This is a genomic window from Vagococcus fluvialis, from assembly GCF_048815235.1.
GTDB lineage: Bacteria > Bacillota > Bacilli > Lactobacillales > Vagococcaceae > Vagococcus.
This window is the reverse complement of the sequence record NZ_JBMEAO010000007.1, coordinates 73046-94618: the sequence shown is the minus strand read 5'-3', so window position 1 is coordinate 94618 and position 21573 is coordinate 73046. Positions and strand designations below refer to the sequence as shown.

Genomic DNA, 21573 nt, shown 5'->3' with positions numbered 1-21573 from the left:
CTTAAAAATTCAAATATATTATAATATGAAGGTGATAAAGAGAAAGGAGAAAGATATAGTGAACGGACAGCAACGCTTGCTCCTTATTTTTCTACAGTTATTAAGTGGGAAAAAAGTAAATAAATTTGCCATGATGGCTTTTTTTGATAAACAAGAATCAACCATTCAACGTGACATTGTAAAAATTGAAGATATCTTATCAGATAAAGTCATTGGTATGACTTTGCCTTTTAATATGGAAATTGAACGAGATGGAAAAGGAAATTATCAACTAAATAACGATGGCATTATCGAAAATAAAAGTGATTTAACAGATATTGAAATTTTAGCCATATTAAAAATAATTTTTTCTACTCGCATCTTAACTAAACAAGAATTAATTAATATCGTAGATAAATTATTAGATTTAAGTCAGGACACAGCAAAATTAAAGCAACTCGTTAGTAATGAACGTTTTTATTATGAGGGAATTGCTGAAGTTAATCTATTAGACGATTTAGAAGTCATTTCTCAAGCCATTGTGCAGCATAACAATGTTGTTTTTGAGTACACTAAAAACGGAGAAACACAGACTTTTGAAAGATTGCCTAAAAATATTTATTTTTCAGACCTTTATTTTTTTATGATTTCTTCTTCTCAGAGAGGGCAAGATGATAAAGAGCTAGATGCTTTGAATAAATTCAGAGTTAATAATATGAAAAATATTAGAGTGGTACCTTCTACGGATAAGAGAAGTTATAATGATAAATTTGAGGGTGGTTTACTTAGAAGACAAACCTATCTGCCTTTTTTAGGTAATCCTATAACAATGGTGATTGATTTTTATTATGATCCTGTTTATGTTCTAAATCGATTTCCGGATTCCAAAATTGTAAATGAGAATGAAGATGGTAGTGTTAGAATTGAAATGCAAGTTAATGATGGCTACGGCATGAAAATGTGGTTAGCAAGTCAAAGCCATATGGTCAAGATTATTTCCCCTAAACACATGAGAGATTACATCATTCAAGATATGAAGGATACATTAAAACTTTATGATATTGATGTAGAATAAAAACTAGACAGTCATAATATGACTGTTGGATGATATATAATATATATTAACTATAAACCCATTATAGTCTGGCACTACAAAGTCAATAATAGTCAATATAAATAGACGCTTGAACTCTTTCCCCATTGGTCAAGTGTTATCCCACAGCCTATAAGGTTATATTGGAATTATTTGAATACTTGGTAGTCCATAAAAAAACAAAGCCCAGGTTCTCAACTTTGCTTGTGATATAAAGGCTTGTTTTTTTGTTTACTAGACTATAGAATGTACTTATTATTAAAAAATAATGTTTCCTCTTAGGGGTGGAGACATTATTTTTTTATTGAGAAGAATGGGGAAATTAATAAGAATGATAGAAGAAAAAGATAAAGTTAGGATATTAATGTTGTGTGCTCTTTCAGTTTGTTTAAACGTGGCAGTGGGGTCGCTGATGACAAACTTAAGAATGCCATTTTTTTATTTAGATGCGATTGGCACCATTTTTATTGGGTTTAATTTTGGTATGAAGTATGCAGTATTTACTGGTTTATGTACTAATTTATTATTAGCTGTTTTGTTTGGACCACTGGCGATTCCTTTTAGTTTAGTTAGTATGACAATCGGAATGGTAGCTAGCCTTTGTGCCAAAAAGGAAATGACTTATAAAAGAGCGATTATTGCGGGAATTTTAATGGCTGCCGTCGGAGCTTTAGTTAGTGCTCCGATTCGCGTGGTATTATTTGGTGGATATGAAGGTTTACAAAGAAAGCCAAGTGATTTATTAGTCATTGGTTTACAAGCTTCTGGTCGAAAATTACTTTACGCGGCTTACTGGGGAGCTTTTACTGATAGCTTTTTTGATAAAATTGTTTCTTCTATGTTTGTTGTTTGGTTAGGTAAAAGACCACAGTTAAAAAAATTTAGATTATTAAACTAATCACCGAGAGCAGACTTTATCAGTCTGTTTTTATTTTTTGTCTCGTTTTGAAAACGAATACATCTAGTGCTATACTAAATAAAAGGAAGAAACAAAATATTTGGGAGGCTAAAGAATGACCAGAGAGGAACACCTTGCACTTATTGATAAGAAGTCAAAGCAAAAACGATTCATTATGGAATTTACTAAACCGATTTCATTTGATTTAGTAAAGCAAGATCCGCTTCTAGAAAAGGAGTTAATTATTGTTTACTTTAATGAATCGCAAACGAAGCTAGAAGTTTTTATTAGAGATGGTATTAAGAAAGAGGCAATTGTTAGTCACTTAGCTAAAATTCACAATATTTCTAAAGAAAGAATTCGTATAATTGACCAAGGTAATAGAATTTCTGACTTGTTTCCTATATAAAATAAAAGCATCAAACATAAGAGCTGTAAGTAGCTTAATGTTTGATGCTTTTTTAATCAAAGAATTTGGATTCTTTGATTATAATATGACTAGGAGTAAGAGTAGCCTCTGCAATAGAAGCGCCAGTCTGCTTTAGGTAGCTTTTTACTAAGTGATAGCCAATAGTGTAACCAGCATTTCTAGATAGACCAACAGGTGAGAAACCTTGTAATTTAGCGACCTCATCTCCATACATATAAGCAGCCACTTGCTCAAATCCTTTAAGATGTCGGCCGTCTTTTATAACTTCAATGGTATAAGTCATCTCTTCATCATCATAACCTTGTACCCATGGACCACGATAGTCGCTACCGTAAATCTCCTCAGCAAAGACTTCAGCAAGACCTTCTATGACTAAATATTCTTCAACACTCACATTGCCATGATTAAAGGGTTCATAAGTAAATCTGACATTATGATTGAATTCATGAGCTAAAGCAGATTTTAACCTGGTTTTGTTAAATGAATTAGGAATAACAATCAATAAAATAAAACCTGGAATACCACCAAAACCACTGTAACCGTGACTAGCTGTAAGAATTGAGTTTTCTTTATCCCCTAATAAGATATTTAAAGTGATTGAATCAAGAGGAATAGAATAGTTAATATCATTAAACATCGAAATACAGCGCTCTATGACTTTTGATGCTTCTTCAAAAATAAAAGTTTCCTTTAGTGGGTCTATTTTATTTTCAATAAGAGCAAAGTCTTTTTTAGGTGTCCAAATACCTAGCATTTCAGATGCCATAACCACATCATATCCACCAACCGTTTTAGGTTTAATGGGCGCATTGAGATAGTCCCACATGGTTTTAACAGGTGTCATTAATTCATAACGAAATTCATCTTCTGTTAATAAAGTGCTTTTTCCTTTTTGATAAAATGTCAGTGTATCGACTATGTTTAATTGAATATCATTCATGTAATAGCCCTCCTTTAACCTTAGTCTAGTTGTTGACGTAAGGTTAAAGTCAAGGGTCAGAAAGAAGAACCAGGCTCTTTTAAAAAGGCGATTTCTTCTGTTGTTGAAGGACGGTCTAAAATAGCATTACGATGAGGGTAACGACCAAATTGTTTAATAATATCAAAGTGGCGATGTTCAAAATCTAAGTTATTTTCAAGTCCTGGTATAGAAAAAAGTTCTACTGCTTTTTCGTGAATAACCACTGATTCAGAGTGCATAAACGGCATAAAGACAAAGGCTTTTTCTGTTACACTCAACTCATCAAAGTCTGGCTGTTTGATAGCTTCTTGAGCTAAAATAAGAGCAAGATTATCATAAGAAAAAGCTTCTTTTGTCTCACGAAACATGTTACGTGAAAACTGATCTAAAACAATGATTTCAGCTAATCGACCGTGAATTGTTTCTCGCCAAGCATCTGTTTCACCAAGGGCAATTTGTTGGTGGATGGCTAAAAAACGCTCAGTAATTGTTTTGTCTAAATCATCATTTTTAGTAAAGTGGTCTGTAGGTGTTAATTCTTTAAACCAAAAATCTAGAATAGTTTGTGGGGTCATGTGTATTCTCCTTTGCTATGTGATGCTATTAGCTTATCATATTTCATAAAATTTTTTTATTTTTAATGAAAAATGTTAATTAGTAGTGAAAAATAACTCCTTATCATATAATAATAAAATGATATTTGAGAAGGAGGCGTTGATAAGATGTATCAGAATGACTGGCAAGAATTAATTGAAAATGAAGTTGAAATGCTTGCATCATTACCTCGTGAAATTGCAGATTCTTGGAAGAAATGTTATCAAGAAAATGTGGATCCGTTAATGAATCAACCTCGTAAAATTCTTTCTTTATCAGAATTACAAGAAAAACAAGAGCAACATCACTTATTGATTGATTTAGTCGAGAAGGAAGTTAGTTGCTGGACAGATATGGAAACCGTATTACAGCCTTTATATATATTAACTGATTGCGAAGGAACGATTCTTTGGCGGAATGGTAACTACCAATTAAAAGATTACGCTAATCAAATTTATTTTAAAGAAGGTAGCTGTTGGACAGAGCAAGATGTTGGTACCAATGCGATTGGTTTAGCCTTAACAATCAAAAAACAAGTTTTTGTTGGCATGAAAGAGCATTATGCATACGCCTCAAAAAATTGGAGTTGTGCTGCGTCACCGATTTTTAATGAGCAAGATGAAGTAATAGGAATACTGAATGTGTCAACGTATCAAAATGAAACAGCTAAAGACAGTTTGAAAAGTATAAAAGTAGTAACAGAGCGTATTTCTAATCAATTACTGCAAATGAAATTAACTCAAAAAATGAAGTTACTTCAATTAATAAATCAAATTCCCAAAAAAGGAATTATCTGTGACACAGATTTTAAAGTTGTTCATGTATCTGTTGATTATCAACGTAGTTTTCAATTAAATGATGACATGCGCGAATTTATTGATAAGAATAAAGTTTATGAATCTCAGAAAATAAATCTTGATGATGAAGTGATTGGTTATCTGTATTTACCCACACGTGAGCAAGAATTTAGTCAAAATTTTGGCATTGAAAGCCAAGATTCAACTTATCAAAAATGGTTAAAACAAACTATCAAATATGCTAATAGTCCTTTACCTATTCATATTTATGGAGAATCTGGAAGTGGAAAAGAAATCATCGCTAAAACGATTCATCAACATAGTGAGTATAGAAATGGAGCTATGATTTCATTAAATTGTGGAGCATTCAGTGAACAATTACTAGAAAGCGAGTTATTTGGCTATGCTCCAGGAGCATTTACAGGAGCTCTTTCTGATGGATATCAAGGTAAAATTGAGCAAGCAAATGGGGGAACTTTGTTTTTAGATGAAATTGATAGTATGTCTCCTAGAATGCAACAAGTGTTACTAAGGGTGTTAGAGGACAAAGTGGTTACGCCTATTGGTGGCAAAGAAAAACAAGTGGATTTCAGAATTGTCACAGCCAGCAATAAAGCTTTAAATCAACAAGTTCAACAACAGTTATTTAGGGAAGATTTATTTTATCGTCTAGTCGTTTGTCATGTCGAGATTCCACCTTTAAGAGAACGTCCTCAAGACTTGAACGTTTTACTAGTAGACTTTTGTCAACAAAAAAACTGGTCCATTAACTGGTTAGATAAATTAACAAACGTCATTGAACAGCATCAATGGCCTGGTAATATTCGCGAGTTTCGAAATTTTTTAGAACGCCTCTATTTAACTTATGAGGAAGAAACTCCTACAACAGCAGACCTTTGGAAGTTGTTACTAGTTGGAAGTATTCAAGGTGATTTAGAAACAACAATTGTTGACGAAAAACAACAAATTGAAGAAGCTTTAAAAGTTTCAAACTATCATTTGATTAACACCGCTAGTTTATTAGGAATATCTAGAACGACTTTATACCGTAAAATGAAAAAATATAATATTAATAGCTAGATGGAACATTTTGTTTCATCTAGTTTTTTTTGAAACAAAATAAAAAATGGAACCATAGAACAACACTACTTTAATAATTGGCATAGAATTTGCTATTAGTATCAAGTATGAAAACATACAATAATGAACACTAATATAGTTCAATCATTGGAGGAATGTGTTGTGAAAGCAGCCGTATGGTATGGAGCAAAAGATGTACGCGTAGAAGAAGTGGAAGTACCAAATATTTTAGATAAACAGGTAAAAGTTCAAGTGGCTTATACAGGAATCTGTGGAAGTGATTTGCATGAATATATTGAAGGACCTGTTTTTATTCCTGCAGATGAACCTAATCCTTTTTCAGGAAAACAAGCGCCTTTAACTATGGGGCATGAATTCTCTGGAGTTGTGACAGAAGTTGGTAACGATGTAACGACTATTTCTGTTGGTGATCGAGTGTCAATTTACCCAACTTTAGCGAATGAGAAAAAGGCTGAGGAGATTGATATTTATGATGGCTATAATTTTATCGGTTTAGCTCAAGATGGAGGCATGGCAGAATTTTGTGTCCTTCCAGAAACAGCAGTCTATAAACTACCTGAGAGTATGACTCTTAAAGAAGGGGCTTTAGTAGAGCCAACGGCAGTTGCAGTTCAAGCCATCAAAGAAGGTAGTGTTAAATTTGGTGACAAAGTTGCTATTTTTGGAGCTGGTCCTATTGGTTGTTTAGTAGCTGCAGCAGCAAAAGCAGCTGGTGCTATTCAAATTATTGTGTGTGATTTATCTGAGGAACGCTTAGAAAAAGCTCTAGAAATGGGTGCCACTCATGTGATTAATTCAGGTAAAGAAGATGCTGTAGCAGTCATTAGAGAATTAACTCAAGGTGGAGCAGATGTTTCATTTGAAGTAGCAGGTGTTGAAGTGACTGTCAAACAAGCAATAGATGCCACAAAAGCTAGAGGAACAATGGTGATTGTCTCTATTTTTGCAAAACCAATCTCTTGGCACCCTATGCAATTAATTAACTCAGGAGTTAAAGTAACTTCAACCATTGCTTACTCAAGAACAACCTATCAACAAACTATTCAAGCAATCGCAAATGGTCAATTAGTGGTTAAACCGATTATTACGAAAACAATTGCTTTAGAAGATGTTGTAACAGAAGGATTTGAAACACTAGTTTCAGATAAAACACAAGCAAAAATCTTAATTGATATTCACTCTGAAAACTAAAAAAATAAAAGAAGCCACCTTGTAAGTGAAAATTTACAAGGTGGCTTTACTGTCTTATTGATACTTTAATTATAACGCAATTTACTGGAAATTAATAGACTGGTATTTTAAGAAGAAACAGAGTAATATAAACGTTCAATGAGAAGGAGTGTGTTTTTATGACGATTAAGCAACAAGAACAAGAACATTTGACCTTTGTTTATGACAAACTAAAACAAACGCAAAAAGAGATTAGACTCTCACTTAATGAAGAAAATGAAGCCGCTCGAAACGAGATGAGACACAGTGGTGATGATATCCGGTTAAACTATGATAACTGGGGTGACCGACTGGAAACATTAGCAGCTATTGAGATGAAAAATCGTGAGTTAGATCAACGAAAATTTTCTATTGATGTGATGCGAAAAACACAAGAAAAAGTTAATCGTTTGTTAGAATCTCCTTATTTTGGAAAAATAGATGTTACTTTTTCAGATGAAGAAGAACAAGAGTCTTTTTATTTAGGTATCAACGGCTTTTCAGATGGTAATTACAACAATTTAATTTACGATTGGCGTTCTCCAATTGCTGAATTATTTTATAACAATGAGCTAGGCGAATCTTCTTATGTAGCCAATGAACAAACAATCGAGGTAACTATTAATAATAGACGTCAATTAGTAACAGAAAAAGACCAATTAAAATTTGTTTTTGATACGGCAGTGGCTATTGATGATCAAGTTTTATTATCGGTTCTTGAAAAAGAAGCCACAGAAACAATGCAAGATATTACGTCGTCTATTCAAAAAGAACAAAATGATATTATTCGTGACCAAAAACATTCGGCTATATTAGTAAATGGAGTAGCTGGTAGCGGAAAAACATCAGTTGTTATGCAGCGAATTGCTTATTTATTGTATCGAAATCGCCGAGAAATCAATTCTGACAATGTCTTGATACTATCTCCTAATGAGGAATTTATTCAGTATTTATCAGATGTGTTACCTAGTTTAGGTGAAAAAAATCCTCTTAATATGACTTTTAGAAAGTTGGTTAAAAGGCTGTATCATTACAAAGTAGAATCAGAAAGTGAGTTATTTGAGAGAATTAGTCAAAAAGAAGTTGCTACACAAGATTCTATTTTAAGAAGTAGAGACTTTTCAGAGTATCTTAAAAAAGAAGGTGCTCAACTATTACTTTCAAGAGGACTGCCTTTTAGAGCTATTAAGCATCATGAACAAGAAATGATTTCTCAGAAAGTAATTCAACAATTATTTAATGAAACACCAACCAATGCCTCATTAGTTGAAAGAATTCAAGGAACAAAAGCTAAATTAGAGAGTTATTGGGATGATGTATTAAGAGCAGAGTCACAAAAGCCAACTGTTCAGGAAGAAATGCAGCATTTATCAGAAGATGAGCAGCTAAATTATTTAGGTAAACTCATCCCAGATGATCCGAATAAATTGGCTTTTTACGTTAAAAAGATTTTAGAAAAAAGATTTAGTCATGTGGCCAAAAATATTCGTAAACTAAATTGGTTAAATCAAGTCAGACTATTAGAAACTATTTATCAGTCTTATACACATAAAAAGCTAGATAAAGAGTTCCAATCATTGGATTTTGCGGTAGCTATGCTTTTGATGAAGCATTTATTTGTTGAAAAATTACCTGTGTTTAAAGTTGAATTTTTATTAGTAGATGAAATTCAAGACTATACATCAGCCCAGTTAATCTTACTAAGCGAGCTGTTTCCAAAAGCTAAAGTAACAGTAGTGGGAGATGAGAACCAAGCAATTTTTAATACTAATCTTTCTTTTACAGAAATTGAATTGATTTTAAAAGGTTACCATAAAACTACTGAGACTTATCATCTACAAAAAAGTTACCGTTCAAGTGGAGCTATTACGGCAACATTTAATCAATTAATTGAGTCTAATCGTCAAGTGATTCCAGTTCAACCACTTGGAGAACCAGTTTCAACAGAAGAATTTAATGATTTGTCATCTTTTGCTAAATTAGTAGAAGAACGACTAGCAGAAATCGGTGATTCATCGTTGACGATTATTACTAAAACAAGTCTTGAGCAACAAAAATTAATTAACTTATTTGATAAAGAGTTAATTAAACAAAAGAAAATTGTGGTTTTATCCATTATGCTAGCCAAAGGTTTAGAGTTTGACCATGTTATTTTATATGATGTATCTCAAGAGAATTATCATACAGTTCAGGATAGAAGACTTCTATACACAGCCATATCTCGTGGTATGAAAACATTGATGATTAGTTATAAAGAAAAATTAACAGAATTCTTTAAATAAAAAAACAGTCTTCGAAAGAAGGCTGTTTTTGTTATTAGTAAGCAGGTGTTTCATTTGCTTTTAGTTCAGTTAATTCTTTATTTAGGGAATCAAACTTTTTAGATAACTCATCAAGTTCTTTATCTACTTTTGTATTAGCATCAAGTAATTTTTTGTTATCTTGTTCTAAAGATTTATTTAAAATAGTTACTTGATTAAGTTCTTTTTTTGTATCTCTTAACTGGCTATAACTATAGACAGTTGTCAAAAAGAGAATACCGATAACTGAAATAGCTAGAATTTTTTTAATATCCATAAGTGGAGCCTCCTTTTTTAAGAGTTCCCTTATTATAACGGATTTTTGTCTAAATACTCAAAGAATATCGTTTGAAATGAAAAATTAATTAAAAAACAAGTGATTTATAATTGTTTTTATAGAGGTTAAAAAAACAGGGGGATATCAAATTTATGTAGTGTCATATAAAGAAAAAGAGGCTAACCATAGATAGTCAGCCTCCTTTTGTTATTTTAAAGTCACTAAAGTGTAATTCTTTTTACCTTTTCTAACAATGATGAATCGCTCATCAATAGCTAGAGATGGTGTGATATTAGTTTCGGTACTTGTTATTTTGTCACCGTTAATTGAGATAGCACCATTTTCAATATCTTCACGAGCTTGTCGTTTAGAAGGTTCAATAGCAGTCTCAACTAACCAATCAACAATATTTAAAGCTTCTTTTGTTATCTCTGCATTAGGCATATTTTTGAATCCATCTTCAATTTGATGGGCTGTTAGTTCTTTAACATCTCCTGAAAATAAAGCTTCTGTAATACTTAAAGCATCTGCTAAAGCTTCTTCACCATGGACAAAAAGAGTCATTTCGCGAGCCAATGTTTTTTGAGCTTCGCGTTTATGAGGTTCACTCACAACTTTATTAGCCAACTCTTCAATCTCTTCTTGTGTTAAGAACGTGAAGAATTTTAAATATCTGACAACATCACGGTCATCTTGATTTAACCAAAATTGGTAGAACTCGTAAGGTGATGTTTTCTCAGGGTCTAACCAGATAGCACCACCAGCAGTTTTACCAAACTTAGTTCCATCAGCTTTAAGCATCAATGGAATAGTTAAGCCAAATGCCTGAGCATCGGCACCTTCTTTTTTACGAATCAAGTCTAAACCAGCTGTAATATTTCCCCATTGATCAGCGCCACCAATTTGAAGACGAACGTCATGATGACGGAATAAATGTAGGTAGTCCATAGATTGTAGAATTTGGTAAGTAAATTCAGTAAATGAAATACCTGTATCTAATCGACTAGAAACAATATCTTTAGCTAGCATAGTGTTGATGTTGAAGTTTTTACCATAATCTCTTAGAAAATCTAAAAGTGTTAGGTTATGTGTCCAATCATAGTTATTGACCATTGTTAGCTCTTGTTCATTGTTTTCATCAAAGAAAAGATGCTTCATTTGATTGGTTAAACAATCTACATTGTGTTGGACTTGCTCCATAGATTGTAATTGTCGTTCACTCGTTCTACCACTAGGATCTCCAATAGTACCAGTTGCCCCACCAATTAAGATGTAAGGATGATGTCCTAACATTTGGAATCTTTTAAGCATCATAAAAGGGATTAAATGCCCAATATGCATACTGTCTCCAGTAGGGTCAACACCACAGTAAAGAGAAATTTTGTTATGTTCAACATAATCTCTTAACCCTTCAGCATCTGTTTGTTGATTAATAGCATCACGCCATGATAACTCATCAATAATATTTGTACTCATGTCACTCCACCTTTCTTTTAACTAACTAATGTTGTGGTACCACCCATGTGCCTTTTTATAAGACATCCCGATTTTAGTTAGTTTATCAGATAAGTTTTTTATGCTCATAAATGAGCAATTTAAAGTGAATTAATAATTAGAATCCTAAAATAAAACACGTTATTTGTCAAACAAGGCAAAAAAAACTTTTTAAAAAACAAATGAAATTAAAATGAGTGAAAACTCATTTTTTTTAATAATTGAAAATGTAGTTTATTTTCAATTATATTAAAAGTCTATAAAATCAAGGTTAGTGGCTTGTTTGTTCAGTTGACGATTTATAGCTTTAACGCGTTAAAGCTTTCTTGAATCTATTGTTTTTGCTCATTTTTTTCTCATAAAAATTTTATTTCCTTAATGAAATAACGCTTGTGAGGTTTTATACTTGGTCCTGTTGAAAGAACTTCAAATCCTTACAAGGTAACAAATTTAGGCCTAAAGATGTTTTCTGATTCATTTGAAGGGAAGATTATTTGTAATAGGGGGAAATAAACAATGAGTCAAGGGAATAAGAAATTATCCTTAGTTGGATTAATTGGGATTACCATGGCATTCTTTGGAACAGTTCGTAGTGTTCCAACATTAGCCTCAACTGGCTGGACACAAATTTTTTATATGTTAATCGCAGCCTGTGCGTTTGCTTTACCTATAGCTTTAATGTCTGCTGAATTATCTACTGCATGGCCAGAAGAAGGTGGACCACAAGTTTGGGTAAAAAATGCTTTAGGTGAGAAGTGGGGATTTGTTACCTCATGGTTATTATGGGTTCAAATGTTTTTCGGAATGGTTATGGTAGCTTCTACAGTGGGTGTTCTTTTAGGTTATGTCATTAACAAACCTGAATTAGGAGAAAATAACTATTTTATCTTAGCAATGATTTTAATTGCATATTGGACTATTACATTACTAAATTTAAAATTTGATATGGTTAAAATTGCAGGTGACTGGGGAGCAGTAATTGGTGTTTACATTCCTTTTCTTGCTTTAGTTATCCTAGGTGTATGTTACACCATTAAAAATGGTATTAATCCGGCAGGTTATCTAGCTGATTTCTCTGTTAGTAAATTATTACCAGATTTAAGTGATTTAGGTAGTTTACCAACATTAACTGGTATTATCTTTATCTTTGCAGGAGTTGAGATTTCATCAGTTCATGCCAACAACATAGATAATCCTAAGAAAAATTATCCAATTGCTGTTATTGTTTCAGTTTTAGTATTAGTATTCTTTAACTTAGTTGCAGGACTAACAGTTGCCAATGCTGTACCAGCTGGTGAAATGAATTTAGCAAATATTACACAACCTTTTGTCATTATGACTGAAGATTTAGGAGTTCCAGCAATATTTAATAACTTAATTTCATTAATGATATTAATTGGGGTGTTGGTTCAATTAAGTGCTTGGGTTCTTGGACCAAGTAAATCAATGATTAAAGTAGCAGATGAAGGTAACTTACCTCCATTCTTCCAAAAACGTAACAAACAAGGTATTCCAATTAACATTGTGTTAGTGCAAGCAACAGTTATTTCAATTGTGTCACTACTTTATGCGGTTATACCTGATGTGAGTGCAGCATTCTTAATTATTACGATTACAACAACGATTCTTTATTGCATTGTTTACTTATTGATTGCCATTTCAGCGATTAAACTACGTTACAAAATGCCTGAAATTGTTAGACCTTTTAGATTAGGTTCAAAAGGCAATGGTTTGATGTGGTTTGTAGCAGGTATCTCAATTGCTAGTGTTATTTTAACAATTTGTGTCAGCATGATTCCACCAGCATCAATTGCTGCTAACAATCATACAGCTTATGTTATTTACCAAGTTGTCGCAACACTAGTTATGGTAGGTATTGCTTTAGTTATTTACCGAAATAAAAAAGAATCTTGGAAGAAAAAATAATAATATTCATTAGATAAGGGGAAGATGAACATGACTGAAAAAAATATAATTGATCCAACAAATACTAATTTAAAAGCATTATTCCTAGGGGATAAAGGGGAAAATGTTGATATTTATAAACGCATTTTAAACCGTATGATAGATGAGCATGTTGGTTGGAGACAAAACTACATGCCTCAAGATTTACCAGTTATTACACCTCACGACCGACGTGAAGAGTCATTCCAAAATACTGTAGACAACATGGAAGAAGTTTTCAACGTATTAAGTTCTCGTTTACGTACAGATTCTCTACCTTGGCATTCAGCAGGTCGTTTCTGGGGACATATGAACTCTGAAACGTTATTACCATCAATTATTGCTTATAACGCAGCAATGCTTTGGAATGGTAATAACGTGGCTTATGAATCTTCACCAGCAACATCAAAAATGGAAGAAGAAGTTGGTTTAGACTTTGCTACTTTAATGGGTTATAGAAACGGTTGGGGGCATATCGCTTGTGATGGTTCAATCGCTAACTTAGAAGGTATCTGGTATGCACGTAACTTTAAATCAGCACCATTTGCAATCAAAGAAATTATTCCAGAAGCAGTTGCTGGAAAATCTGACTGGGAATTATTAAATATGTCAGTAGATGACATTTTAGATATTTTAGATGCTCATCAAGATAAATACGATGAAATCAAAGAAAGAACAGCCAGAAGTGGTAAAAACTTAGAAAAACTTGGTAAATGGATTGTTCCTCAAACAAAACATTATTCATGGTTAAAATCAGCTGATATTATCGGTGTTGGTTTAGATCAAGTGATTGCAGCTGATGTTGACAATGAATACCGTATGGATGTTGAAAAATTAGAAGAAACAATTCGTAACCTTGCAGCAGAAGGCATTCCAACTCTAGGAGTGGTAGCTGTAGTTGGTTCAACAGAAGAAGGACAAATTGACCGCGTTGATCAAATTGTTGCTTTAAGAAAAAAATTAGCTAAAGAAGGTATTTACTTCTATATTCATGTTGATGCAGCTTATGGTGGCTATGGCCGTTCAATCTTCTTAGATGAAAACGATGAGTTCATTCCATTTGAAGAAATTAATGATGTTTATGCGAAACATAATATTTTCCAAGGAGAAAATCATTGGTTAACTCGTGAAGTATACGAATCATTTAAAGCAATTGAAAGCTGTGAAACAGTAACAATTGACCCTCATAAAATGGGTTATGTGCCTTACTCAGCTGGTGGAGTTGTTATCCGTGACGTTCGTATGCGTGATATGATTTCTTACTTTGCTACTTATGTCTTTAAAAAAGGAGCAGACATTCCTGCATTATTAGGAGCATACATCTTAGAAGGATCTAAAGCTGGAGCAACAGCAGCAGCAGTTTGGGCAGCTCATAGAACATTACCACTTAATGTGACTGGATTCGGTAAATTAATCGGAGCAAGTATTGAAGGTGCATTTAGATTCTATAACTTTATTGATGGTTTAGAATTTGATGTTAATGGTAAAACAATTGAAATGCACGCATTAACTCGTCCAGATTTTAACATGGTTGATTATGTCTTTAATGAAAAAGGAAATAAAGACTTAGAAAAAATGAACGAACTTAATGAAGAATTCTATAGCTATGCGTCATATGCTAAAGGTGGTACTTATCATAATGAATTTATCACTTCACATACTGACTTTGCTGTACCTGATTATGGTAATAGTCCATTAGAATTTGTTAAAGGATTAGGATTCTCAGAAGCAGAGTGGGAAAAAGAACAAAAAGTAACTATTTTAAGAGCATCAGCAATGTCTCCATACGCACATGATGAAAAAGTGTTTGCTGAATACTCAGAAAAAATTAAATCAGCTATCCAAAGTAAATTAGAAGCTATTTACGCAGAATAATTAAATACCAGGTAAGAACCAATGTAGATAATCGACTTGCATTGGTTTTTACCGGTTATAGATAACATAGAGGGAAGAGGCCGATTATGGAAAAAGAAGTGACATTTAAAGAAGCTTGTTTATTATTAATCATGGTGTTACTAGCTATTGGTGGGAGTATTATTGGCTTTAACTTACCAGCTCATGTGGGGATTTTAAGTGCTATCTTTATTTTAGTTTTATTTATGATGTATAAAAAAATGTCCTGGGATGATTTACATGAGGGAATAATTTCAGGAATTAAACCTGGATTGATACCGATTATCCTATTTATCTTAATAGGATCATTGATTAGTATTTGGATTGCTTCAGGAACTATTCCGACTATTATGGTTTATGGATTTTCCTTTTTACATCCAAGTTTCTTTTTAGGTGCCGTTTTCTTAATCTGCGGTATTGTTGGAGCAGCAGTTGGTAGCTCTTTTACAACAGTTTCAACAATTGGAATTGCTTTTGTCGGCATGGGGCAAATGATGGGTTTTGACCTACCAATCATTGCAGGAGCAATTGTTTCAGGCGCATTTTTAGGGAATGTGGTTTCACCTCTTTCAGATACAGCCAATCTAGCAGCGGCTACTGCGAATGTTGATATTTTTACTCATTTAAAACACGAGTTAAAAACAACAATACCTGCGGCCGTTGTCTCTCTTTTATTTTTTACTTTCATGAGTAGAAGCGGAAACGGAAGCGTGCATCTGTCTGAAATAGATGTTTTAAACAATGTATTGAAAGATGGATTTGCTATTACACCAGTTATGCTATTACCAGTTGCTTTATTATTTGCTTGTGCGTGGAAAAAAGTACCTGCAATACCTTCTTTACTTTTTAATATTGTGTTTTCTTTAGTTCTACTAAAAATCTATCAACCAGCGACAACAGTTGATCAAATAGGTTCTTGGATTCAAGATGGTTTTGTGTCAACGACTGGTAACCAAGTTGTAGATACATTGTTATCTCGTGGTGGTATTCAAAGTATGATGTGGTCAGTATCACTGATTTTATTAGCCTTATCATTAGGTGGTTTGTTGATAAAAACACATGTAATTGATATAATACTCAAGCAAATGGAGAGTAGTTTAAATACACCAGTAAGATTGATTATTGCAACAGCACTGACAGCTGTGGGAGTTAACGTGTTGATTGGCGAGCAGTATTTATCTATTATCCTACCTGGAGAAGCTTATAAGGGAAGCTTCAACAAACAAAATATTCCATTAACGTATTTATCAAGAACATTATGTGACGCAGGAAGCACGCTCAATCCTTTAATACCATGGGGTGTTAGTGCGGTGTTCATCTCAAGTGCGCTAGGGGTAGCAACACTTGAATATTTACCATTTGCGATATTTTGTTATGTATTGCCACTATTATCAATTATTTTTAGTTTTTTCATTAAAACAGATGAGGAAACAAAGGGGAGAAAAATATGAGAATTGATAAACTATCAAAAGAAGAAACAAGACACTTTTTTGAAACTATTTTATTATTAGAAGATGTGGATGAGTGTTACGCATTTTTTGATGATTTGATGACACTTAAAGAAATGAAAGTCTTTGTCACAAGACTTACGGTAGCAGAAATGTTATTAGAAGGTAAAACTTATCAAGAAATTGAGAAAAAAACGCAAGCAAGTACAGCTATCATCTCTCGCGTTAAGCGTTCTATTGAAGAAGGCAATGATTCATATGAATTATTAAGAAATAGGCTGAATAGCCAACAATAAAACAAAAAGAAAACTGATTTTAGTTATCAGTTTTCTTTTTGTTTTTTAAATATTTTTCACGTATTTCTTTTAATTGTTGTTTCTTATCTAATTTCTCAGGAACATTTTTCTCATGATATTTAGTCACAGAAGCTTTTCCTTTAGAGTCTAACTGATATTTTCCCACATTATTCACCTCTTCTATAATATACCTTATTTTTTTGATAGGTGCACTAAAGTTAGTATATGAATTGTTTTTTTACTTAATGAAAATGTCGATTTCCTCACGTTTCCTAATCATTAATTATGTTAACCTTGATTTGGTGAATTAATTAACAAGAGAAAATATAACATTATTACAAAAATTCGGGAGGATAACAAGATGGACATTGCTAATTTTGGAGTAGAAGAGTGGTTGAATAAGTGGGAAAAAAACGCAACGTATGATATTTCACAAAGCTCTGTGGAAGCGCTAACTTTAGAAGAGTTATTAGGATTGGGTGGAGAAACAATAGAATCTTTTTTTCAGCCGTTAGCACAACTACCACAAGATTATGGTTGGATAGAAGGATCAGATAGATTTAAAGAAGAAGTTGCTAAATTATATAAAACAGTTGAGCCAGACAATATTTTACAAACTAATGGGACTACAGGTGCTAATTTTTTAGCAATGTATGCACTAATAGAACCAGGTGATCATATTATTTCGATGCTGCCATCGTATCAACAATTATATGATATTCCTCGTTCTTTTGGAGCAAATGTTTCCTTTGTTCATTTAAGTGAGAAAAACAATTGGGAACTGGATGTTGAAGAGTTACGAGATTTAATAAAACCTACCACTAAAATGATTTGCTTGAACAGTGCTAATAATCCTACCGGTACACTGATAAATCCTCAACAACTAGAACAGATAGTTGCTTTAGCAGAAGAAGTGGGAGCTTATATTTTAGTAGATGAAGTATATGCGCCTTTATCAGAAAAAACAGACCATATATCAGTAGTAGATTTATATGAAAAAGGAATCTCAACTAATTCTTTATCTAAAACCTATTCGATTCCAGGAATAAGGATTGGTTGGACAGCAACTAATAAAGAACTAGCTGATGTTTTTAGAAAGTATCGTGATTATACAATGATTTGTAGTGGTGTGATTGCAGATGAATTAGCTGTTTTTGCACTTGAAAATAAAGAAAAGATATTGAAACGAAATCGACAAATAGTAGCAGAAAATTTAGAAATTCTAAAAAACTGGGTAGATTCGGAACCAAGAGTTAGTTTAGTTACTCCAAATCATGTCTCAACTTCTTTTATCAAATTAGATATACCTCAAGATGATGAAACTTTTTGCTTGGACTTGTTGAATGAAACAGGTGTTTTACTGATACCAGGTTCTGCTTTTAATGTCTCGCAACATGCTCGAGTGGGATATTGTTGTCAAAAAGAAACACTAATAAACGGATTAGAGTTACTTTCTTCTCAATTGAGAAAATATGATAGACAGGTTTAGGTGAAGGCAAGTGGAAAATAAGTCAGGCATAGGTAAATGGTCTTTAGTTGCATTAGTGATTAGTTCTTCTTTAGGAAGTGGTGTCTTCGGGATTACCAGTGATTTAGCTAGGTCTTCAGCAGTTGGGCCGGTGATGTTATCCTGGATTATTGTTGGAATAGGTATTTTATCCCTAATTTTATCATTGAATAATTTAGGTGAAAAAAGAGCAGATATTAATGGTGGTATCTTTGGATATGGAACAGAGTTGTTTGGCCCAATAGGAGGCTTTATTAGTGGTTGGGGATATTGGTTATCAGGTTGGCTAGGTCAAGTAGCATTTGCTACGATGTTGATGAGTGCGATTGGTGAATTTTTCCCAATCTTTAAAGGTGGCCAAAACGTACCATCTATTATTTTTGCTAGTATCGTTATATGGGCTTTAACTTATTTAGTTAATAAAGGGGTTGAAAGTGCTAGTATTATCAATACCATAGTAACACTTGCAAAATTAGTTCCTTTATTTGTTTTTATTATCATAATGATTGTCTCATTTGAAGTAGATGTGTTTAAAGCTGATTTTTTAACTAACATAGTTGGTAATATGAAACAATCACAAGGGAATACAGGTATTTGGTTACAAATGAAAAGTTGTTTGATGGTTATGATGTGGGTTTTTGTTGGGATTGAAGGAGCGACAGTTTTATCTAGACGAGCTAAAAAAAGATCAGATGCTCAGATTGCATCTATTATAGGCTTATTAAGTTTATTGGTCATTTATATTTTTGCATCGGTTTTGCCTTATGGTGTGTTATCTCAAGCAGAACTGGCAACAATGGAACAACCTGCAATGGCTAATATTTTAAAAAGTGTTGTAGGTGAATGGGGAGCGATATTAATCAATTTAGGATTAATTACTTCCATCTTAGGTTGTTGGTTGTCTTGGACGATGCTGCCAGCAGAAACAACTATGTTAATGGCTAAAGAAAAATTATTACCGAAAAAATGGGGAAGAGTGAACAAAAAAAATGCCCCGACATATTCTCTTATTTGTGCGGGAGCTTTGACTAACTTATTTTTATTAACTTTTCTTTTTACAGATTATGCTTATGAGTTTGCTTATTCTATGTGTACTGCGTCTATTTTAGTATGTTATTTATTAGTTAGTATGTATCAAGTGAAATATTCTTATCAACATAAAGATAATAAGCAATTATTAATTGGCTTAGTAGCCGTTATATTTGAGGCTTGTGGCATTATTTTAGCAGGGTATCAATATTTATTAATATGTAGTATTGCTTATGTGCCAGGTTTTCTATTTTATTATATTGCAAAAAAAGAAAAAAACAGCAGGATTAACAGGAAAGAAAAAGGCGTCATATTGATTATTACTTTAATCGCTGTGTACTCACTAATAATGATTTTTACAGGGAATATTAATGTATAAATGACTACTTAGAGAATTGAAAAAATAAACACCTAAGAAACTTACAATTAAAGTTTCTTAGGTGTTTATTTTACTATTTATTAGATGTGCTAGTTAACTTTGATTATTTTTCATTATGCCAAAAAAGAATATATGAATCATTTCTTTTATAGGTAATTGATTTTTCTGATTTATATTGTTGTCTGTATAAGCAGCTAAAACTCGTAAAAAATGTAGTGGGACATTATCTGTATTAATGTCTTCAGTTATGTTACTTTTTAAATTATCAAAAAACTGATAAAAGGGTAAGAAATAGTTTTCTTGCCATAAAATAAAAATCTTTTGACTAACTTCTTGTGGTAATTCTTCATTTACATCTTTCATCATTAAAGAAAAATTCATGGAATGATTTTGAATTAAAAATTCAGACATATTTACTAGGATAGTTTCAGGGGAATCAGAACTTTTTAAGAAACTGTATAAATTATTACCAATTCTTTGTGTAAATTTTTGCAGTACTTGAACATAAATATCTTCCTTATTCTGAAAATGATGATAGATAGCTGGCTGACTTATTCCTAACCCCTTAGCAATTTGCCTTGTAGATGTTGCTAAGTATCCTTGCTCCATAAAAAGAGTAGTTGCATAATCGATGATATCTTCTTTTTTATTCATTGTGTGAGTACACCTTATTTCTAAGAGAAAGTTTTCTCTAACTTATTTTCTATACTAACAGTTTATCATAAAACTTATCACTTGATAAGTTTTGGAACTGATGATATCTTTTACTTATCAAGTGATAAGTAAATTGAGAGGAGGAACTTAATAATAGGAGCCTATTATTAAGGAATACACATGTTTTTAGCATTGAAAGAAATAAAAAAAGAAAAATTAAGATTCGTAATGATAGTTTTAGTAACATCGTTAATTGCTTTTTTAGTCTATTTTTTAACAGGATTAGCTTATGGTTTAGCAAGTGCTAATACCACATCTGTTGAGCATTGGAGATCAGAAGGAATTATTTTATCAAAAGCTTCGAATCAAAATATTTATGCATCTTCAATAGAAGAAAATGTAGTTAAGAGCTTGAATTTAAAATCAAGTGAATCCTTAAATGTAGCATCTACAGTTGTATCTGTTAATAAAAATAGTGACCAGTTTGATTTAGTTTTAATGGGAGTAGAGGAAAAAAGTAAATTAATTTTACCCAAAATAATTGAAGGTAGAAAAATAAAAGGAAATCAAGAAATAATATTATCTAGTAGCTTTAAAAAAGATTTTGATATAAAAATTGGCGACACACTTAAAATTATTAGTACTGGAAGAGAGTTTGATGTTGTAGGTTTTACTGAAAAATCTGAGTACAATACACAAACAGTAGGATATGTATCACTAGAGATGGCTTCTCAAGAAATGATGATGTACAAGACAGGTGATGAAAAAACAGATGCTGTAGCAACTCCGACTATTAATATGCCAAATAGAATTTCAGCAATAATAACAAATGAAAAGATAGATAATAAAATATTAAAGGAAAATAAGTTGACCTATTTGAGTAAAGTGGAATTTATTAATACAATTCCAGGTTATCAAGCACAAATTTTAACTTTTGGATTAATGATTCTATCATTGATTATAATTTCAGCATTTATAATATCTATATTTATGTATATTATAACAATGCAGAAAAAATCAATTTTTGCTATTTTGAAAATTCAAGGAATAAGTGACAGTTACATAAGTAAGTCAGTCATTTATCAAACTATAATAGTTAGCCTATTAGGGGTATTTATAGGGGTAATTTTAACTTTAGTGACATTTAATTTTTTACCAAACCAAGTACCTGTACAAATGAACTGGCCAATCACAGGAATAGTTAGTATATTATTTTTAATTTGTCCTTTATTAGGAAGTCTTTTTTCAGCTAGAAGTATATTGAAGATTGATCCATTAGATGCTTTATAG

General features: G+C 32.3%; 19 protein-coding genes. 13 read left to right on the top strand and 6 right to left on the bottom strand.

The genetic code is table 11. The features are described from left to right. Nucleotides 1-58 precede the first annotated feature (58 nt). From ACODH8_RS06200 to ACODH8_RS06190, 3 genes are all read left to right on the top strand, one after another. Nucleotides 59-1054 carry a WYL domain-containing protein gene (locus ACODH8_RS06200; RefSeq protein WP_332466409.1) on the top strand — a complete coding sequence of 332 codons (996 nt, stop codon included), beginning with the start codon at nucleotides 59-61 and terminating at the stop codon, nucleotides 1052-1054. Nucleotides 1055-1403: 349 nt separating this feature from the next. Further along, nucleotides 1404-1970: an ECF transporter S component gene (locus ACODH8_RS06195; RefSeq protein ID WP_332466408.1), complete on the top strand. Its 567-nt coding sequence runs from the start codon at nucleotides 1404-1406 to the stop codon at nucleotides 1968-1970. 115 nt (nucleotides 1971-2085) lie between these two features. Next, nucleotides 2086-2379, top strand: coding sequence for a hypothetical protein (locus ACODH8_RS06190; protein ID WP_332466407.1), 294 nt, complete (start codon nucleotides 2086-2088; stop codon nucleotides 2377-2379). A 52-nt stretch (nucleotides 2380-2431) separates the two neighbouring features. Here the strand turns inward: ACODH8_RS06190 and ACODH8_RS06185 are convergent, their stop codons facing one another. Then, nucleotides 2432-3340 carry a DUF2268 domain-containing protein gene (locus ACODH8_RS06185; protein WP_332466406.1) on the bottom strand — a complete coding sequence of 303 codons (909 nt, stop codon included), beginning with the start codon at nucleotides 3338-3340 and terminating at the stop codon, nucleotides 2432-2434. Between the two features lie 56 nt (nucleotides 3341-3396). Next, nucleotides 3397-3936 carry a DUF924 family protein gene (locus ACODH8_RS06180; protein ID WP_332466405.1) on the bottom strand — a complete coding sequence of 180 codons (540 nt, stop codon included), beginning with the start codon at nucleotides 3934-3936 and terminating at the stop codon, nucleotides 3397-3399. A 147-nt stretch (nucleotides 3937-4083) separates the two neighbouring features. On the opposite strand from ACODH8_RS06180, the gene ACODH8_RS06175 reads away from it, so the two are divergent. The 3 genes from ACODH8_RS06175 to ACODH8_RS06165 all read left to right on the top strand — a co-directional run bounded on the left by ACODH8_RS06175 (nucleotide 4084) and on the right by ACODH8_RS06165 (nucleotide 9344). Next, the gene (locus tag ACODH8_RS06175; protein WP_332466404.1) at nucleotides 4084-5832 is read left to right on the top strand and encodes a sigma-54-dependent Fis family transcriptional regulator; all 1749 of its coding nucleotides are present in this window, start codon (nucleotides 4084-4086) and stop codon (nucleotides 5830-5832) included. A gap of 162 nt (nucleotides 5833-5994) precedes the next feature. Next, nucleotides 5995-7044: a 2,3-butanediol dehydrogenase gene (locus tag ACODH8_RS06170; RefSeq protein WP_332466403.1), complete on the top strand. Its 1050-nt coding sequence runs from the start codon at nucleotides 5995-5997 to the stop codon at nucleotides 7042-7044. Nucleotides 7045-7202: 158 nt separating this feature from the next. After that, entirely contained in the window at nucleotides 7203-9344 is a 2142-nt protein-coding gene (locus tag ACODH8_RS06165; RefSeq protein ID WP_332466402.1) for a HelD family protein, read from the top strand. A gap of 34 nt (nucleotides 9345-9378) precedes the next feature. Here the strand turns inward: ACODH8_RS06165 and ACODH8_RS06160 are convergent, their stop codons facing one another. Continuing rightward, nucleotides 9379-9639 (bottom strand): hypothetical protein, encoded by a 261-nt coding sequence (locus ACODH8_RS06160; protein WP_332466401.1) that lies wholly within the window; start codon nucleotides 9637-9639, stop codon nucleotides 9379-9381. 207 nt (nucleotides 9640-9846) lie between these two features. Beyond that, nucleotides 9847-11115 carry a tyrosine--tRNA ligase gene (gene tyrS, locus ACODH8_RS06155; protein ID WP_332466400.1) on the bottom strand — a complete coding sequence of 423 codons (1269 nt, stop codon included), beginning with the start codon at nucleotides 11113-11115 and terminating at the stop codon, nucleotides 9847-9849. A gap of 534 nt (nucleotides 11116-11649) precedes the next feature. Between tyrS and tyrP the strand changes: the two genes are divergently transcribed. The 4 genes from tyrP to ACODH8_RS06135 all read left to right on the top strand — a co-directional run bounded on the left by tyrP (nucleotide 11650) and on the right by ACODH8_RS06135 (nucleotide 16714). Continuing rightward, entirely contained in the window at nucleotides 11650-13059 is a 1410-nt protein-coding gene (tyrP, locus tag ACODH8_RS06150; protein ID WP_332466399.1) for a tyrosine-tyramine antiporter, read from the top strand. 30 nt (nucleotides 13060-13089) lie between these two features. After that, nucleotides 13090-14952: a tyrosine decarboxylase gene (gene tdc, locus ACODH8_RS06145; protein ID WP_332466398.1), complete on the top strand. Its 1863-nt coding sequence runs from the start codon at nucleotides 13090-13092 to the stop codon at nucleotides 14950-14952. Between the two features lie 86 nt (nucleotides 14953-15038). After that, nucleotides 15039-16421 (top strand): Na+/H+ antiporter NhaC, encoded by a 1383-nt coding sequence (gene nhaC, locus ACODH8_RS06140; RefSeq protein WP_332466397.1) that lies wholly within the window; start codon nucleotides 15039-15041, stop codon nucleotides 16419-16421. Next, a complete protein-coding gene (locus tag ACODH8_RS06135; RefSeq protein WP_332466396.1) occupies nucleotides 16418-16714 on the top strand; it encodes a YerC/YecD family TrpR-related protein in 297 nt (98 codons plus the stop codon). Before nhaC ends, ACODH8_RS06135 begins: the two co-directional genes overlap by 4 nt. A gap of 19 nt (nucleotides 16715-16733) precedes the next feature. Here ACODH8_RS06135 and ACODH8_RS06130 read toward each other — a convergent pair whose 3' ends face one another. Next, nucleotides 16734-16880: a hypothetical protein gene (locus ACODH8_RS06130; protein ID WP_332466395.1), complete on the bottom strand. Its 147-nt coding sequence runs from the start codon at nucleotides 16878-16880 to the stop codon at nucleotides 16734-16736. Nucleotides 16881-17075: 195 nt separating this feature from the next. Between ACODH8_RS06130 and ACODH8_RS06125 the strand changes: the two genes are divergently transcribed. Both ACODH8_RS06125 and arcD read left to right on the top strand, forming a co-directional pair. Then, on the top strand, nucleotides 17076-18203 hold the full coding sequence (locus tag ACODH8_RS06125) for an aminotransferase (RefSeq protein WP_332466394.1): 1128 nt from the start codon (nucleotides 17076-17078) through the stop codon (nucleotides 18201-18203). Nucleotides 18204-18213: 10 nt separating this feature from the next. After that, entirely contained in the window at nucleotides 18214-19629 is a 1416-nt protein-coding gene (arcD, locus tag ACODH8_RS06120) for an arginine-ornithine antiporter (protein WP_332466393.1), read from the top strand. Between the two features lie 93 nt (nucleotides 19630-19722). Here arcD and ACODH8_RS06115 read toward each other — a convergent pair whose 3' ends face one another. Continuing rightward, nucleotides 19723-20283, bottom strand: a complete 561-nt coding sequence (locus ACODH8_RS06115) for a TetR/AcrR family transcriptional regulator (protein ID WP_332466392.1) — start codon at nucleotides 20281-20283, stop codon at nucleotides 19723-19725. A 180-nt stretch (nucleotides 20284-20463) separates the two neighbouring features. On the opposite strand from ACODH8_RS06115, the gene ACODH8_RS06110 reads away from it, so the two are divergent. Further along, nucleotides 20464-21573, top strand: coding sequence for an ABC transporter permease (locus ACODH8_RS06110; protein WP_332466391.1), 1110 nt, complete (start codon nucleotides 20464-20466; stop codon nucleotides 21571-21573).